This window comes from Kaistia hirudinis (genome assembly GCF_014196455.1).
In the GTDB taxonomy this organism is placed as follows: Bacteria; Pseudomonadota; Alphaproteobacteria; order Rhizobiales; family Kaistiaceae; genus Kaistia; species Kaistia hirudinis.
Genome location: NZ_JACIDS010000003.1, coordinates 786,351 through 802,732 on the forward strand (window position 1 = coordinate 786,351; position 16,382 = coordinate 802,732).

General features: G+C 66.9%; 14 protein-coding genes. 6 read left to right on the forward strand and 8 right to left on the reverse strand.

What is annotated here, in order from left to right; translation table 11 throughout:
- The first annotated feature begins 63 nt into the window (after positions 1-63).
- Entirely contained in the window at positions 64-495 is a 432-nt protein-coding gene (locus GGR25_RS13670; RefSeq protein ID WP_183399325.1) for a hypothetical protein, read from the forward strand.
- A gap of 20 nt (positions 496-515) precedes the next feature.
- Positions 516-1,262, forward strand: a complete 747-nt coding sequence (locus tag GGR25_RS13675) for an Ntn hydrolase family protein (protein WP_343068075.1) — start codon at positions 516-518, stop codon at positions 1,260-1,262.
- 673 nt (positions 1,263-1,935) lie between these two features.
- Here the strand turns inward: GGR25_RS13675 and GGR25_RS13680 are convergent.
- Positions 1,936-2,223, reverse strand: a complete 288-nt coding sequence (locus GGR25_RS13680) for a DUF3892 domain-containing protein (RefSeq protein ID WP_183399327.1) — start codon at positions 2,221-2,223, stop codon at positions 1,936-1,938.
- Positions 2,224-3,746: 1,523 nt separating this feature from the next.
- Positions 3,747-4,781 (reverse strand): aspartate-semialdehyde dehydrogenase, encoded by a 1,035-nt coding sequence (locus GGR25_RS13685; protein WP_183399328.1) that lies wholly within the window; start codon positions 4,779-4,781, stop codon positions 3,747-3,749.
- Positions 4,782-5,114: 333 nt separating this feature from the next.
- Between GGR25_RS13685 and GGR25_RS13690 the strand changes: the two genes are divergently transcribed.
- A complete protein-coding gene (locus GGR25_RS13690) occupies positions 5,115-5,555 on the forward strand; it encodes a hypothetical protein (protein ID WP_183399329.1) in 441 nt (146 codons plus the stop codon).
- A 6-nt stretch (positions 5,556-5,561) separates the two neighbouring features.
- Here GGR25_RS13690 and GGR25_RS13695 read toward each other — a convergent pair whose 3' ends face one another.
- From GGR25_RS13695 to GGR25_RS13705, 3 genes are read right to left on the reverse strand one after another with little or no spacing between them, the layout of a single operon-like run.
- The gene (locus tag GGR25_RS13695) at positions 5,562-6,161 is read right to left on the reverse strand and encodes an ATP-dependent Clp protease proteolytic subunit (protein ID WP_183399330.1); all 600 of its coding nucleotides are present in this window, start codon (positions 6,159-6,161) and stop codon (positions 5,562-5,564) included.
- 12 nt (positions 6,162-6,173) lie between these two features.
- On the reverse strand, positions 6,174-6,698 hold the full coding sequence (locus tag GGR25_RS13700; RefSeq protein WP_183399331.1) for an SRPBCC family protein: 525 nt from the start codon (positions 6,696-6,698) through the stop codon (positions 6,174-6,176).
- Complete coding sequence (locus GGR25_RS13705; RefSeq protein ID WP_183399594.1) at positions 6,695-7,009, reverse strand: ArsR/SmtB family transcription factor; 315 nt, start codon at positions 7,007-7,009, stop codon at positions 6,695-6,697. Before GGR25_RS13705 ends, GGR25_RS13700 begins: the two co-directional genes overlap by 4 nt.
- 126 nt (positions 7,010-7,135) lie before the next feature.
- Between GGR25_RS13705 and GGR25_RS13710 the strand changes: the two genes are divergently transcribed.
- Positions 7,136-8,488, forward strand: a complete 1,353-nt coding sequence (locus GGR25_RS13710; RefSeq protein ID WP_183399332.1) for an Nramp family divalent metal transporter — start codon at positions 7,136-7,138, stop codon at positions 8,486-8,488.
- A 116-nt stretch (positions 8,489-8,604) separates the two neighbouring features.
- Here the strand turns inward: GGR25_RS13710 and GGR25_RS13715 are convergent, their stop codons facing one another.
- A complete protein-coding gene (locus tag GGR25_RS13715; protein ID WP_183399595.1) occupies positions 8,605-9,261 on the reverse strand; it encodes a carbonic anhydrase in 657 nt (218 codons plus the stop codon).
- 361 nt (positions 9,262-9,622) lie between these two features.
- On the opposite strand from GGR25_RS13715, the gene GGR25_RS13720 reads away from it, so the two are divergent.
- Positions 9,623-10,438 carry a hypothetical protein gene (locus GGR25_RS13720; RefSeq protein ID WP_183399333.1) on the forward strand — a complete coding sequence of 272 codons (816 nt, stop codon included), beginning with the start codon at positions 9,623-9,625 and terminating at the stop codon, positions 10,436-10,438.
- An 11-nt stretch (positions 10,439-10,449) separates the two neighbouring features.
- Here the strand turns inward: GGR25_RS13720 and GGR25_RS13725 are convergent, their stop codons facing one another.
- Together GGR25_RS13725 and GGR25_RS13730 are read right to left on the reverse strand one after the other, a co-directional pair.
- Positions 10,450-10,947 (reverse strand): OsmC family protein, encoded by a 498-nt coding sequence (locus tag GGR25_RS13725; RefSeq protein WP_183399334.1) that lies wholly within the window; start codon positions 10,945-10,947, stop codon positions 10,450-10,452.
- A gap of 38 nt (positions 10,948-10,985) precedes the next feature.
- The gene (locus GGR25_RS13730) at positions 10,986-14,783 is read right to left on the reverse strand and encodes an autotransporter outer membrane beta-barrel domain-containing protein (protein WP_183399335.1); all 3,798 of its coding nucleotides are present in this window, start codon (positions 14,781-14,783) and stop codon (positions 10,986-10,988) included.
- A 226-nt stretch (positions 14,784-15,009) separates the two neighbouring features.
- Between GGR25_RS13730 and GGR25_RS13735 the strand changes: the two genes are divergently transcribed.
- Positions 15,010-16,359: an 8-oxoguanine deaminase gene (locus GGR25_RS13735; RefSeq protein ID WP_183399336.1), complete on the forward strand. Its 1,350-nt coding sequence runs from the start codon at positions 15,010-15,012 to the stop codon at positions 16,357-16,359.
- Positions 16,360-16,382: the final 23 nt, after the last annotated feature.

Genomic DNA, 16,382 nt, shown 5'->3' on the forward strand with positions numbered 1-16,382 from the left:
GTTCAATGATACTGTTCGAATCGTCTCGGCAGAGCGTGCTGAACTCGCAATGGACGTGAACACATGAACCGCCGTGAATTGACTCTCGCGATCTTGGCCGCGGCAGACGGGAAACCCTATACACCTGTTCAAGTTCAAAAGGCGGCCTTTCTTGTAACTCGCAATATTCCTGGGATAGTGACCGAGGGACCGGCTTTTAACTTCGCTCCTTATGACTACGGACCATTTGATAGTTCCGTTTATTCCGAAGTCGAATCCCTTCAGAATCAAGGTTTGGCGACGGTGGGGCAGTCCTATGGTCGTTGGCGAACATATGCCGCGAATCAGGCGGGCATCGAAGCTGGAGCGCAAGTGCTTGCTGCGATTCCAGAAGCGCAGCGTGAATATATTCTCGAGGTCGCCAGATGGGTGCGCAGTTTGGACTTTGCGACTCTGGTAAAATCTGTTTATCAGGCTTATCCTGACATGAAGGTGAACAGCATCTTCCAGGGGTAGGTGTGACTGTACTTGTCGGGGTGAGATGCACCGATGGTGTCATAGTCGGTGCAGATAGCATGGCCACATCTGGTGCAGGCCGTCTCCCATTAATGCGGATGGCGAGCGATAAGCTGGCGGTCGTCGGCGATCGTGTGATCATCGCCGGGACAGGCGCCGTTGGACTTGGCCAACGTTTTCAAGATGTTGTTCAGAAGGCCTGGGATAAGAAGGCCTTCAATGGCAAATGTGTCGACTGCTGCCGAGTGTTGTCTCACGATGCCGTCAATGATTTTAGAGGCACGGGCGTGCCATTCGTACAAGATCAGGGCTATGGATTTGGTGCATTATTGGCAGCTCCATTGGAAGATCGGGCGCAGCTTGTCGAATTCGGTACTAATGACCTCCAGCCGGAGATTAAGAGCGACAAGCTAAACTTCGTATCGATGGGGTCCGGCCAGATGCTCGCCGAACCCTTTATGGGATTCATCAGTCGAGTCATTTGGGCCGGTAATATGCCGAATGTGCAGTCGGCTACGCTGGGAGTCTACTGGGCGTTGAGGCATGCGATTCAAATGGCTCCGGGGGGAGTTGGTGAGCCCATTAGGATCGCGACGCTGACTAGGCAGAAGGGGCATTGGATGGCTCGCATCTTGGAGGATGAGGAACTCCAGGAGGTTGGTCAGCACATCGATGCGATTGAAGAGCGTATCCGGCAGTATCCGGCCGGGGTGCTCAGAGAGGCTGCGGCCCAACCTCTGCCAGAACCCCCGAAATCTGGAGCGTGACGGCGACGTATTGCCAAGTTGCTTAGCTCCCGACAAAAAGCAGTCCTTAGGCTCAACAACTCCCAGGGCCGGCTTTGGTCCGCATCCCGTCCCCAAACCGGCTTTGCGGATTTGACTCTCTCTCAACGGGGGGGCACGCGGAGTGCGGTTCGTCGATGCTCGTTCAGGTGTCATGGTCGCATCTGGTTAGGTCGTCTTGGGCGTGTTTGCTGGCGTTGAACGTCGCGCGTCGCGGCGAAGGGCGGTCGAGGGTGCCTCGGCGGCGCTGGCCTGATGGTGCGCATTACGGCGCCCCTTGCTCTCTCCCCCTTGCGGGGAGCGCGGGGGAGGGGGGGGCCGACTCGGTCTCTCCGAACCATTTGCCATGCTTTTCGTTGTTGGCAAGGGCATCGCGTTAAGCGGTGGCCCCGTTCTCGTCGTTATTCTTCGCGGCCGGCGCGCTTCCCGATGCCTGCGCCGGTATCCCCTCCTCGATCCACCCCGCAAGCGGGAGGATCAAGGGGGGGCGATCCCATCGCGCCCGTTCTTTCGCGAAATGGCGGGCGCGGCTCTGGTCCTCTTTGTCCGCCCTTTTCAACGGGGCGCGCTGCGGCAAATGCGAGCGTTTGAATGCAGCCCAACAGGCGCTGGTTTTGGGCTGTTGGCCCGAGCAACGTCAAGAAGCCTGACAAGACTATCTTGGGCACTCTGGAAGACTTAGAAGATTGTTCGGCTCGTCCCCATCCACCGTCGTCTTGATATAATGGTTCCCGAAGCGGCTAATGGCGACCTCGATGTCAACAACATCGCCTCGTGGGCGATTCACATAGAACTCCTCGCGCTGCGCTATGATGCGGTCGATCACCTCAGCGACTGACAGGGTCCAACCACCACCTGCCTTTCCGCCAATCTTCTGTATCCGTTCATAGATGTTATCTCGTGGGATCTTGTTTATGCACGAGACCTCAAAACGTGGCGCCATCGTCCCCTCCAGTGGTTGTGGCTGCATAAGTGTTACACCTTATGAGAATCACGTCTAGCGCGAGCTGAGACCTGCGAGCTTCCCGATCGCTGCGCCGGTACCCCCTCCTCGGTCCTCCCCGCAAGGGGGAGGAGGAAGGGGGGACTCGCACCATCGCGCCGCGTCTCTTTCGACTTGGCGCGCGCGGATCTGTTCCTGTTCGCCAAGAGGAAAGACGCGGGGGCCGGTCTCCTCTTGAGCCCTCCCCTTGAGGGAGGGCCGAAAACGCCTTGGCGTTTTCGGGGAGGGGCTAGCTTCGGCGTAGCCGAAGCGTTCTTGGCGGTGGGGCGAGTATGCTCGTCGCGGACGGAGACCTTCCTGTCGGCCTGTGTCCCCGCCCCGAAAACGCGATAGCCGCGTTTTCGACCCGCCCTCCAGGGGCGGGTTAAGGGGAGTGTGCGGCGTCGTCGTGCGCGTACGCATCCGTCCGTGACCCCTCCCCAAATCCGCTTTGCGGATTTGACCCTCCCTCAAGGGGAGGGTTCAAGGGGAGCCTCGTTTGTCGAGGGTGGCTCGGCGTCCTGCCGGCGGGAACGCCCTCCCCGCAAGGGGGAGGGGACTAACGGGGCGTTGATCGGCAGGGCGCGTGCCCCCGGCGGCGCTAGAAAATAATCTATCCCCGCTCCCTGGCGCCGGGCGCATAATCCTCCCATCCCCGCCCGATGGAAGAGGGCGAACCGGTCGTTCCGTTCGTGGGCGGGGTGGTGGCAGTCTTCCGTCTGCGTGGCGTCACGAGCCCGCGGCGGGAGCGGCCGAAGTGCGATGCGCCGGCCCGTGACACCGGGACAGCGGCGGTGCGCCGGCAGCGATGCCGGGGCGCGGATTTCGCCGCCGGGTGGCTGGAAGAAAAAGCAACACCCAAGGTCCATCGCGCGAGGCCGAAGCTCTGTCACGCGCGGGGCGCCGGAGGCCCGGAGGCGGGCGGTTCGGGCAACCCCTTGTCGTTCGTCTTCTTCAGCTGCCGGCGCGCTGCCCGTGCGCCAGGCCGCCGGCCGCCCCGCGCGCCTCTTCCCTATCCCTCCGCGGCGAGAGCCGGCGGGGCGAACAGGGCTGAGCATTTCCTGCTGCGCCGGAAGACCCTCACCCCGGCCCTCTCCCGCTCGCGGGAGAGGGGGCGCCAGCCGAAAAGGCCGCGGCGCAGCTTTCCCTCCCTCTTGCGGGGCGCCGGTCTCTTCTTGAGCCCTCCCCTTGAGGGAGGGCCGAAAACGCCTTGGCGTTCTCGGGGAGGGGCTAGCTTCGGCGCAGCCGAAGCGTGCTTGATGGCGGGGCGGGTATGCTCGTCGCGGACGGAGACCTTCCCGTCCGCCTGTGCCCCCGCCCCGAGAACGCGAAGGCGTTTTAGGGCCCGCCCTCCAGGCGCGGGTTGAGCGGAGCGTGTGGCGGGGGTGCGCGCATCCACCTCCGTCCGCGACACGTCCCGAAAACGCGCCGGCGGCTCCCTCTCCCGCTTGCGGGAGAGGGCGGGGGTGAGGGCCTTGCCGCCCCTACGCCGCCTTCTTGCGCGGCTGGATCAGCTTGCGGTTGACCAGCACTTCGGCGATCTGCACGGCGTTGAGCGCGGCGCCCTTCCTGAGATTGTCCGAGACGACCCACATGTTGAGGCCGTTCTCGATCGTCGCGTCCTCGCGGATGCGCGAGATGAATGTCGCGTCCTCGCCGGTCGCCTCATAGGGCGTGATGTACTGCGCTTCCTCGGGATTATCGATCACGAGGCAGCCCGGCGCCTCGCGCAGGATGTCGCGCGCCTCGTCGGCGGTGATCGGCTTCTCGAACTCGATGTTGACCGATTCCGAATGCGAGATGAAGACGGGGACGCGGACGGCGGTGCAGGTCAGCTTGATCTTCGGGTCAAGGATCTTCTTGGTCTCGGCCATCACCTTCCACTCTTCCTTGGTGTAGCCGTCCTCCATGAAGACGTCGATCTGCGGAATGAGGTTGAAGGCGATGCGCTTCGAGAACTTCTCCGAGACGATCGGATCGTTGACGAAGACGGCGCGGGTCTGCGTGAAAAGCTCGTCCATCGCCTCCTTGCCGGCGCCGGACACCGACTGATAGGTCGAGACGACGACGCGCTTGATCTTCGCGACATCGTGCAGCGGCTTCAGCGCGACGACGAGCTGCGCGGTCGAGCAGTTCGGATTGGCGATGATGTTCTTCTTGCGAAAGCCGACGATCGCATCGGCATTCACTTCCGGCACGATCAGCGGCACTTCGGAATCGTAGCGCCAGGCCGAGGAATTATCGATGACGACGCAGCCCTGTGCGCCGATCTTCGGCGACCATTCCTTGGAGATCGTGCCGCCGGCCGACATCAGGCAGATGTCGGTGTCGGAGAAATCATACTGGTCGAGCGGCTTCACCTTGAGCGTGCGGTCGCCGAAGGAGACCTCCGTGCCCTGGCTGCGGCGCGAGGCCAGCGCCACCACCTCGTCGGCGGGGAAGCCGCGCTCGTCGAGGATGTTCAGCATTTCCCGGCCCACATTGCCCGTGGCGCCGACGATTGCGACCTTGTAGCCCATGTTCGTTATGATCCTGCTCGTTGTCCGTCTCTCCCACGCCGGCCCGGTCATGCGCGCCGCGCACCCGTCCGGCTCGTCACCCCCGGTCGCCCCGAGGGAGAGAACGGGGAGGCGAGGGCGATCAGCGCGTGGTCGTGGTTTTCGGAGCGGTTTTTTTCGTGCAGGCGTCAGCCATCGTGCCGGCGGTGAACGCCTGCATGAACGGCATCGAGACGAAGTCGGCCCGCACGGTCATCGGAAAGCCCGAATGTTGATGCCGACCTTCTGACGGCAAACGGCGCGCAAGTCAACTGTCGCGGGCGCCGGCAGGGGGTCTGAAGGAGGGTCGGTCCAATGGGCGCTCATGCGCGCCGCCGGGGGGCGGTGCTGGTTTTCCTCGCCGCGGCGCTGGCCGCGATTGTCCCGGCCGCCGCAGGCGAGCGGATGACCGCGGACGAACTCGAGCGGGCGCTCGCCGGCATCACGCTCGACGGCGTCTATGCCAATGGCACCTTCTTCTCCGAGAGCTACAATGCCGACGGCACGATCCGCTATCACGATCCCGACGGCGCGGATTCCGGCGAGTGGTCGGTGCAGGACGGGCGCTTCTGCACCTTCTATGAAAGCGCGCAAGGCGCCTGCTTCTTCGTCGAGCGCGACGGCGCGAACTGCTTCAGCTTCTATGAAGGAGACGGCGAAGGCGAGCACGCGAAGCCGAAGGCCGACTGGACGTCGCGCGGCTGGAACCGCGACCTGCCGCCGACCTGCCCGAAGGCGCCGGAGGTGCAGCTTTAGGCCCGCTCAGGCGGCGAGGCTCTGGGTCCGCGTCTCGTAGACGTGGTCGACGATGCCCCAGGCCTGCGCTTCCTCGGCGTCCATGAAATGGTCGCGGTCGAGCGTCGCCTCGACTTCCTCCTGCGTGCGGCCGCAATGGCGGGCATAGAGCGTGTTCAGCCGCCGCTTGGTGCGCTTGATGTTGTCGGCATGGCGCTCGATGTCGGAGGCCGAGCCCTGGAAGCCGCCGAGCGGCTGGTGCAGCATGATGCTGGCATTGGGCAGGGCGATGCGCCGCCCGGGCGCGCCGGCCATCAGCAGGAACGAGGCCGCGGAGCAGGCCGAGCCCATGCAGAGCGTCGAGACGGGGCTCGAGATGAACTGCATCGTGTCGTAGATGGCAAAGCCGCTCGACACCACGCCGCCCGGCGAATTGATGTAGAGGCCGATTTCACGGTTCGGGCTCTCGGATTCGAGAAACAACAACTGGGCGCAGATCAGCGCCGACATAGCGTCGTCGATCGGCCCGTTCAGGAACACGATCCGCTCGCGCAAGAGCCGCGAATAGATGTCGAAGGCGCGGTCGCCGCGGTTGGACTGCTCGACGACCATCGGGACGAAGCTCATCACGGATCTCCTTCAGGCAGCCAGGCGCATGAGGGTCGGCAGCGCACGGCGCGCGGAAATTGCATATCGGGGCTTGCGAAGACGGCGCCGCGCAACCAGATCGAGCGGCAGCAGAACGATGGTGTCCGCCTCCGGCGCGGGAGCGTCGAACGGATAGTCGGCCGGTACAACGAAGCCGTCATGGAAGAGGCGGAGGCGCGTGCCACCTTCTTCTCCCGGTTCCAGCTCGAAGGTGACGATCGTGTCCAGAGGCTTTTCCCCGCTGTCGGCTTTCGATCCGTCGGTTCTCCAGGAAAAGCTCAGCCGCCGCGGCGGATCGCTCTCCAGGATTTCGCAGGCGATCGTCCCGCCATCCGCTGCCGAGCCGTTGAGGGCGAAGCGCGCGCCCGGCTCAGCCACGATGTCGTTCGGCAGCAGCCATTGCGCGAGGAGCGCCGGGTCGCTGAGCGCGCGCCAGACCTTTTCGATCGGCGCGTCGAGATCGCATGCAAGGCCGAGCGAGGCGCGCTTCGTCTCGCCGGTGTCCGGGTCGCTCATGGGTCCATTCCTTTCAGCACGTCCTTCAACTTCTCGATCTTCTCCGGCCAGAAGGCGCGGTAGCGCTCCACCCAGCTCGCGAGCGGCGCCAGCCCCTCCGGCGCGAGGCGGTAATAGGCAAAGCGCCCCTCGCGCCGCTCGACGACCAGCCCGGCGGCCTTCAGCGCGGCCAGATGCTGCGAGATCGCCGGCTGCGAGACCGCGAACTTCGCCTTGAGCGCGCCGACGCTCATCTCGCCGCCGGCCAGCCGCTCGAACACGGCGCGCCGCGTCGGGTCGGCCAGCGCGCGGAATATATCCGTCTCGATCATGCGATAAACATAAGCCATGACTTATGCGATTCGCAAGCCCACACCGGCCTTACAGGGAGATCGCATTGACATCCGCGCGCGCTCATCCCTAAATGCGAATAATTCGCATTATCAAGAGCAGGTAGCATGCGCGGCATTCCGGATCAGACGACGGCTGAGGGCAGTGGCTGGCGGCGCGAACGCGGGCTGCCCTCGATGTCCGAGGTGCATGGCACGATTGCAGTCGCCTCCGGCGCGCCGGCCTGGCGCAAGGCGGCGGCCTTCCTCGGCCCGGGCTATCTCGTCGCCGTCGGCTATATGGATCCCGGCAACTGGGCGACCTCGCTCGCCGGCGGTTCGCAGTTCGGCTATGCGCTGCTCTTCGTTGCGCTGCTCTCCAACATCATGGCGATCATCCTGCAGGCGCTGGCTGCCCGCCTCGCGGTCGCCACGGGGCGCGATCTCGCCCAGGCCTGCCGCGACGCCTATCCCGCGCCCGTCGCCTTCGTGCTGTGGGTCATCGCTGAAATCGCCATCTGCGCCACCGATCTCGCCGAAGTCATCGGCACGGCGATCGGCCTCAACCTGCTCTTCGGCATCCCGCTCGAGATCGGCGTCATCATCACCGCGCTCGACGTGTTCCTGGTGCTCTATCTCCAGACCAAGGGCTTCCGCTGGGTCGAGGCGCTGGTGATCACGCTGCTCGGCGTCATCGCGGTCTCGTTCCTGATCCAGATCCTGATGGCCGATCCGAACTGGAGCGGCGTCATCCGCGGCTTCGCGCCGACGACGGACCTCGTGACCAATCCGGCCATGCTCTATCTCGCGCTCGGCATCATCGGCGCGACGGTCATGCCGCATAACCTCTATCTGCACTCGGGCATCGTGCAGACGCGGGCCTATGCGACGGACGAGGCGGGCAAGCGCGACGCGATCCGCTATGCGACGTTCGATTCGACCTTCGCGCTGATGTTCGCCCTGACGATCAACGCCTCGATCCTGATCCTCGCCGCCTCGGCCTTCCATGCCAATGGCCAGCACGACGTGGTGGAACTCGACAAGGCCTATGCGCTGCTGCACCCGCTGCTCGGCTCGGCGCTCGCGCCGACGTTATTCGCGATCGCGCTGCTCGCCTGCGGCCTGAACTCCACCGTGACGGCGACCATGGCCGGACAGATCGTGATGGAGGGCTTCCTCAATATCCGCCTCCAGCCCTGGCTGCGGCGGCTGATCACGCGGGCGATCGCGATCGTCCCGGCGGCGGTGGTGACGATCCTCTACGGGGCGAGCGGCACCGGCAAGCTGCTGATCTTCAGCCAGGTGATCCTCAGCCTGCAACTGCCCTTCGCCGTCGTGCCACTGGTCATGTTCACGGCGGAGAAGCGCAAGATGGGCGTCTTCGCCGCGCCGCGCTGGCTGACGGCGATCGCCGCGATCACGGCGGCGATCATCATCGTGCTCAATCTGAAGCTGATCTACGACGTGGCGACGGGCGGCTAGAGCGTTTTCGAGCGAAGCGGGTCCCGCTTCGCGTGAAGAAAACGCGTTCAAACAAAGAGAGAGAGCCGTTCAGCTGTTCCGTGAACAGCTGAACGGCTGTAGCCCGCCGCCGGCCGTCAGGGGGTGACCTCGGGGATGGCGAAGCGTCCGCTCTGCGGGTCGAGCAGATGCAGTTCGCCGGTCGAGATGTCGAACCAGGCACCGTGCAGTTCGATCTCGCCGATCTCCTCAAGGCTGCGGATCGTCGGGAAGGTACGGAGATTCTCGATCGCCTTGCGCACCGAAGCGAACTCGAGCGCTCGCTGCGCGTCAGACGTCTCGGCGGGGTCCTCGCAGATGAAGGCCTCGGCCGGGGCGATCAATGAGATCCACTTGCCGATGAAGTCGCTGGCCGACGCGATGGCGCCGCCCTGGCCGTCGCGCGCCGCCATATAGGCCTGGACGCCGCCGCAGCGGCCATGGCCGAGCACGACGATGTGCTGCACCTTGAGGCCCATGACGCCGAATTCGATCGCCGCCGACGTGCCGTGATATTCGCCGTCCGGATCATAGGGCGGGACGAGATTGGCAACGTTGCGCACGACGAAAAGCTCGCCCGGCGCGGCATCGAAGATCGTTTCCGGCGCGGCGCGGCTGTCGCAGCAGCCGACGATCATGGTGCGCGGGCGCTGCCCGGCGTCGGCCAGCACGCGATAGCGCGAGCTCTCATGCGGCAGCCTCTGCTCGCGAAACGCGGCGTAGCCGCGCAGAAGCCGGTTCGGAAAACGGGACATGTCAGCCATCGGCTCATCCTCCGGACAATACTCGAACGCGGATCATGCAGTGCAGCATGGCGGGGTCGAAAGCAAGACCGTCCTCGCGGCGCAGCCGGCCGCGAGATAGGCAGCGGCCAACGGCGCCGCTATTGCCGGCGCGCCACACTCGCCATCCGAAATCATGTCCAGGGCGGCGGTGTCGCAAAATATCAAGCACGAGCCGTCGCGTCCGTGCGACTCCTCTGAGCATTGGGCATCGATGCCGCCATACCGAGCGATTCGGTCGACGGCGAGCGGTGCGGGTTGGTCGGTCCCGCGGCCGGCGGTGGTCTGGGGGCCTCGGGCGTGACGCTTGGGGATCCGGCCTGGAGGGTGAGAGATGAAGCAGTCCTGGTTTGCCGGCATCGTGCTTGCCGGCGTTACGGTTGCCGGACTTGCGCTTTCCGGACCTTTCGTGGGTGCCGCCAGCGCGGCGGACATCGCGCAGGAGCCGGCGCCCGTCGTCGCGTCCTCGACCAATGACTGGCGCTTCCAGGCGACGATCTATGGCTGGCTGACGGGAATGAACGGCGATGTCGGCGTTCGGGGCCTCGGGCCGGCGCGTGTCAACCTCACCGCCTCCGACGTGCTGTCTGATCTCGACGGCGCGCTGATGGCGTCACTCGCGGCCGAGAACGACCAGTTCCTGTTCATCTCTGATTTCATCTTCGCCCGGGTCTCGGACGACGGCACGATCCGCAACGGCGCGCTCGGCTTCGATTACACGCAGAACCAGGCGATCGTGCAGGGCCTCGCCGGCTACAAGCTGCCGCTCGGCATCCCCAAACTGACGCTGAGCCCGACGGTCGGCTTCCGCTACATGTATCTCAATGCCGATCTCGGCATCACGCCGGCCGGCGTGCCGATAACGCTGTCCGACGGCGGCACCGAGCAGTGGATCGATCCGACGGTCGGCCTCTACGGCCACTACGACATCACCGACAAGTGGTTCATCAACGCGCTCGGCGACATCGGCGGATTCGGCGTTAGCTCGGACCTGACCTGGCAGGCCTTCGGCGCGGTCGGCTACAACTGGACCAAGACGCTCTCGACCTCGATCGGCTATCGCGCGATCTATGAGGATTACGAGGACGGCGGCTTCGTCTACAACATGACGCAGCAGGGCGTCTTCGCCGGCCTCGGCATCCATTTCTGAGGCGCGCGAGCCTATTCGCTCCCGCGCGGCGAAACGCTCACGGGATCGCTGGCGGGGAAGCTCTCCTCCAGCGCCTCGTCGAGCCGCTCGTCGAGTTCTGCCGCCGTCTCGTCCGGCAGGGACGGAACGATCTCGGTCCTGATCGGCATGCCCTGCTTGAGCGCCAGCGTCACCGGCGTCCTCTCGGCAATCTCGGCCAGCCGCGCGATCTCGGCCTCGCCGAGCGGCGCACCGAAGCGCAGCCGGCGCGCGACGCTGAGTTCCTTCCCCGCGCGGTGAAGCTCGACTTCGGCATGGATCGTGCCGAGCTCCCAGCCCTTGCGCGCACCATACATGCGGAGCGTGATCGCCGTGCAGGCGGCGAGCCCGGCGAGGACATGGTCGAACGGGGTCGGCGCGGTCCCGCCGCCGCCGCGATCCACCGGTTCATCGACGGCGAGATTGTGGGATCCGGCCGAGATCGCCACGGCATAGTCCGTCGCTCCCAGCGTGGCCTTGATGGTCGACATCGCGCCCTCCGTGATCGTTCAAGCCGATCTTCGCGCGCCTACCACTGCACGCGCAAGCCGAAGCTGCCCGACCACGCATCGCCGCTGCCGAAGGCTGAGGCATAACTGGCCTCGCCATAAAGGCTCGTCCGTGCCGCCACCCGCAGCGCGCCGCCAAGGCCGATCTCGCCGGTGAGGCGGCCGGTCTGCTGCGCCAGCGAGGTGCCACCCACGCTGACATCGGTGTCGCCGATGAAGGCATAATAGAGATTGGCGATCACATAGGCATTGTAGCGCATGGCATCGAGCGCGATGGCGTCCACGAAGCCGGAATGCTCGAGGCGCACCCCGGCCCGGCCGAGCAGGCTCTCGCCGGACAGGCCGACCGCGACGCCGTCGGCATCCGTCAGGTCGTCGAAGCCGAGCGAAGCGTAGAGAAGCTGCGCCTGCGGCACGATCGCGATCGAGGGAGTCGGCTGGAATCGCTGGCCGACTTCCAGGCTGAGCGCGGTGCCGACCGCGGAGTTGCCGCCCACCAGCGCGCCGGCGTCGCTCGTGGAGATCCCGGTGTCGAAATAGGTCAGCTGGCCGACGGCATCGGCATAGAGCCCGTCCTGGCCCCAATAGGTGAGCGTGCCGCCGAAGCCATAGGCGTCGGTGTCGATCCGGCCGCTCCCTGCGGTTCCGTGCGAGGCGGCGTCCACATTGACCTGCGAGCGGCCGAAGGTCGCCGTGACGCCGGCCGTGACGAGGCCGGGCGCGGCAACCGGCAGTTCGGCCGCGATGCCGGTCTGTCCGAAGGCGAGGTCCTGCCGGTAGGGCGAGCCCGTATCGGGGGAGGTGCTCGACGAGAGGCCGGCGCCGCGCACGAAGGCGCCGCCCGGAACCGTCGTCGTCGCCGCGCCGACCGTCCAGCCGCCGGTGCGCTGCTCCAGCGTGCCGATGCTGGCGGCGCTGTAGGCGAGCAGCGTGGCGGGATAGGCGCGATAGGTCTGTGCGGCGATGGAGAGGTCGCTCCGCAGATACCAGTTGCCGTTGCCGGCATCCGTGCCGACGCCGCCCTGATAAAGGCGGTAGTCATAGGCGCCGGCGATGGTGCGGCCGAGCGAAAAGGCGTCCGACGGCGAAGCACCGGCGATGGTGACGATCTCGATGCCGCTTCCGCTGGTCTGGGCGCCCTTGCCGCCGAGATTGACGATGGCGAGGCGGCTCCGGCCGGAGACATCGCCCTGGACGACCAGCCTGTCGGTCGGGGAGGTGTCGCCGCCCAGCGCCGTGCCGAGAACGATGCTGCCGCCGCCCGCATAATTGCCGGACACGGTCAGGACGGTGCCGGCCGTCATGCCGGCCAGCGACACGGTGCCGGCATTGGCGAGACTCGCGACGGTCTGGCTGAAGCCGGAGAGGTCGAGCACCGCGCCGGAAGCGACGGTGAAATCGGATGCGGCCGAGAAGGCGCCCTCGGCGCCCGCCGCCAGCGTGCCGGCCGTGACATCCGTGGTGCCCAGATAGGTGTTGGCGCCGGTCAGGATGGTGCGGCCGTTGCCGGACTGGACCAGCGAGATCGAGCCGGTGATGTCGGGCGCGAAGGTGTAGCCCGTCTCGTCATGGCTGAAGACGACGGTCGCGATGCCATCGCCGCCGGTGACTTCGGCCGCGTCCAGCGTGCCGGCGCCGAGGCCGATCGTCAGCGTGCCGGTCGAGTCCGAGGCGCTCGCCAGCGTGACGATGCCGTTGCCGCCGTCCACCGTGATTGCGCCCTGACCGGATATCGTGAGCGCGCCCGCGCCCGCTTCACCGACCATGACATCGCCGGCAACCGTCCAGACCGAGCCGAGCCCGGCGACCGTGACGTTGCCGATGCCCGTCGCGCCATTGCCGATGACAGCATCGGCGCTCTCGAGCGTGCCGCCGGCCGTCACCTGGAGAATGCCCGTACCGGAGCCGCCGACGACAAGCTCGCCCGATACGGCGAGATCCGAACCGGCGGCGTTGACGAGCACCGTGCCCTCGCTGCCCGCAAGCGCGCCGACCAGCGCGCCGGCCGCGGTGACCGTGCCGCCGGCATCGATCGTCAGCGCGCCGGTGCCGGCGAGGCCGACAGCGAGCGAACCGCCGACGGTCAGCGTGGAGCCCGCATTGGAGACGACCGCCGATCCCGTGCCGGATGCGTCGGCGCCGAGGATCACGTCGGTGGCGGAGACCGCCGCGCCGTTGCCAACCGTGAGCGCGCCCGCTCCGGCGTCGCCGACGGTCAGCGTATCCACGATATCGAGGGTCGATCCGTCATCGGTGAGGGCGATCGTGCCGGTGCCGCCCGTCTCGCTGCCGATCGTCGCCGATCCCGCCGTCGCGTTTGCGCCGAGGCCGATCGACAGGCTGGCGTCGCCGGCCGCGCCGACGATGAGCGCATCGGTGACGGCGAGGCTTGAGCCGGAGCCGGAAAGGGTGATTGCGCCGCTGCCGCCGGCCGAGAGGCCGGCCGTCAGCGTGCCGGTGGTGACCGTGCCGGCCGAATTGATGTCGAGCAGGCCACTGCCGGCCGCCCCGACCACCAGCGCATCGGTGACCTCGAGCGACGAGCCTTCGCCGGTCACATGGATCGTACCGGAGCTGTCGGCGAGTGCGCCGAGCGTCGCGCTGCCCGTTATGGCGCTACCGGCCGCCTCGACCGTCAATGTCGCGCTGCCCGCGTTGCCGACGACGAGCAGGCCGTCATTGGTCCAGCTCGATCCATCGCCGGTGACGACCACGGTGCCGGTGCCGCCGGACTGGTCGCCGAGAACTGCGCTCGCCGATATGACCGCGCCGCCGGCCTCGACCGTGAGGGCGCCCGCTCCGGCGCCGCCCAGCGTCAGCGGGCCATTCGTCGTCAGCGTCGAGCCGGCACCGGTGACGCGGATCGTGCCGCTGCCGCCCTGGAGGGCTCCGGCGACCGCCGTGTCGGTGGTCACGTCCGCACCCGCCTCGAGGATCAGATTGCCGGCCCCGGCCGACCCGATCGTCAGCAGGCCGGTATTGCTCCAATTCGAACCGGCGCCGTTGAGCGTGACCGTGCCGGTCGCGCCTGCCGCCGTGCCGATCGTGGCCCCGAGGCTCGCGACGGAGCCCGCCGCCTCGATGCGCAGGCTGCCGGTGCCGGCGCCGCCGACCGTCAGCGCGCCCTGCACGTCGAGCAGCGAATCCGTGCCGGTGACGAGGATGGTGCCGTTGCTGCCGGCGAGCGCGGCGGCGGTGAGATTGGTGGTGTCGACCTCGCCGCCCCCGGAGACGGTCAGGAAGCCGGTCCCGGCGCTGCCGACCGTGACATCCTTGTCGACGGTGACGACGGTGCCCGCGCCATCGACGGACAGCGTGCCGCGCGCGCCGGTGCTGTTGCCGAGGATCATGTCGCCGCCGACGCCCATGGTGGCGGACATGTCGACGGTGAGCGTGCCGGTTGCCCCGGTCTGGTCGCCCACCAGAACGTCGCCGCCGGCCTTCCAGTCGGAGCCGAGCCGGGTGACCGTGACCGCCCCGGTGCCGTATTCGCCGATGATGGCGGCGTCGGTGGAGGTCGTCAGCGTGCCGCCGGCGGTGATCGTGAGCCGGCCGGAGGTCGTGCCGTCGGTGCTGCCGAGGATCACGGTCGCGGCGCTCGCGCCGGCCGTGGTGATCTGCGCCTCGCCGCCATTATCGATGACGACGATGTCCGCGGCCGTAGGGACGGCGGCCGGCGTCCAGTTCGCCCCCGTATTCCAGTCCGCTGCGCCCGTGTTCGACCAGACGCTCTGGCCGTGCGCGGTACCGGAAAGCAGCATGGTGGCGAGGAATGCGAGGCCCGCATGTCGCGCGACCGGCGAACCGGATGCTGTCATCCGAATCGCCCCCCATTGTCGCGTCGACGCCGGCACTCGCACCCCCACTTCGCCCCGAGATGACGATCCGCCGAACGCGAAACCTTTTGCGACGGATCTTGAGGATGACTTTGGCGATTCACGCTTAATGCCGGGTTAACCATAACGTCAGCTGCGCGGCTTTACCTGTGGAGGCCGAGCGGCGAGGCTGGGGATGTCGTCCTTCCGCGTCGCCTCGGAGAACCCCATGCAAGACCGCCTCTGGATCCGTGATCCCCTCGCCATTCTCGCCGAAGGGGCGGAGCGCGGTGTCGTCGTCGAGGGGGACCGCATCGCGGAACTGGTGCCGAAAGGCGCCGAGCCCGCCGCGGCGGTGCAGCGCATCTTCGATGCGGCGCGCCATGTCGTGACGCCGGGCCTCGTCAATGCGCATCATCATTTCTATTCGAATCTGACGCGCACCCATCCGGACGGTATCGACAAGCCGCTGATGCCCTGGTTGGCCGCGCTCTATCCGCGCTGGGCGGCGAAGCTCAATCCGGACAATTTCCGCCTCGCCAGCCGCATGGCTCTGACCGAGCTGCTGCTGTCGGGCTGCACCACGGCCTCGGATCACCATGCGATGTTCGCGCGCGGTCTCGAGGACGCGATGGATATCGAGGCGGAGGAGGCGGCGCGGCTCGGCATGCGGATCACGCTGGTGCGGGGCTCGCGCGATCTCTCGGTCAAGGACGGCATGCTGGCGCCGGAAAACGTTGTCGAGACGGTCGACGCGATCCTGGCCGACAGCGAGCGCGTGGCGCGGCGCTATCACGACCGCTCGGAGGGGGCGATGACGCAGGTCGCGTTCGCGCCCGATTCGCCCTTCACGGTCAGCGAGACGCTGATGCGCGAGACGGCCGCGCTCGCGGAACGGCTCGATTGCCGGCTGCACACGCATCTGGCCGAGCGGCGCGAGGAGGTGACCGCGGCGCGCGAATTATGGGGCTGCCGGCCGGTCGAGCGGATGCAGGACCTCGGCTGGATCTCGGAGCGCGTCTGGCTCGCGCACGCGATCCATCTCGACGCCACGGAGATCGCGACGCTCGGCCGCCATGGCGTCTCGGTCTGCCATTGCCCGACATCCAGCATGATGCTCGGCGCGGGTCACTGCCGCACCTGCGAGCTGGAGGCGGCCGGCGTCGCGATCGGCCTCGGCGCCGACGCCTCGGCGGCGAACGACGTCTCCAACCTGATGGGCGAGGTGCGGCAGGCGATGCTGCTGAACCGGCTGACCTATGATCCGCGCGACGTGACGCATCGCGACTCGCTGCGCTGGGGCACCGAAGGCTCGGCCCGCTGCCTCGGGCGGCGCGACATCGGCGCGATCGCCGTCGGGCTCCAGGCCGATCTGGCGCTCTACCGGCCCGAGGGCCTGCGCTTTTCCGGCGCGGGCGATCCGCTCGCCGCGCTCGTCTATTGCGCCGCCGACCGCGCCGACCGCGTCATGGTGAAAGGCGAGTGGGTCGTCGAGGACGGCCTTCCGCGCGGGGTGGACCTCGACGAGCTGATCTTCGAGCACACGCGGGCGTCGAAGGCCTTCCTCGAGGCCGTCTAGCGACGCTCAGGGCAAGCCCAGCA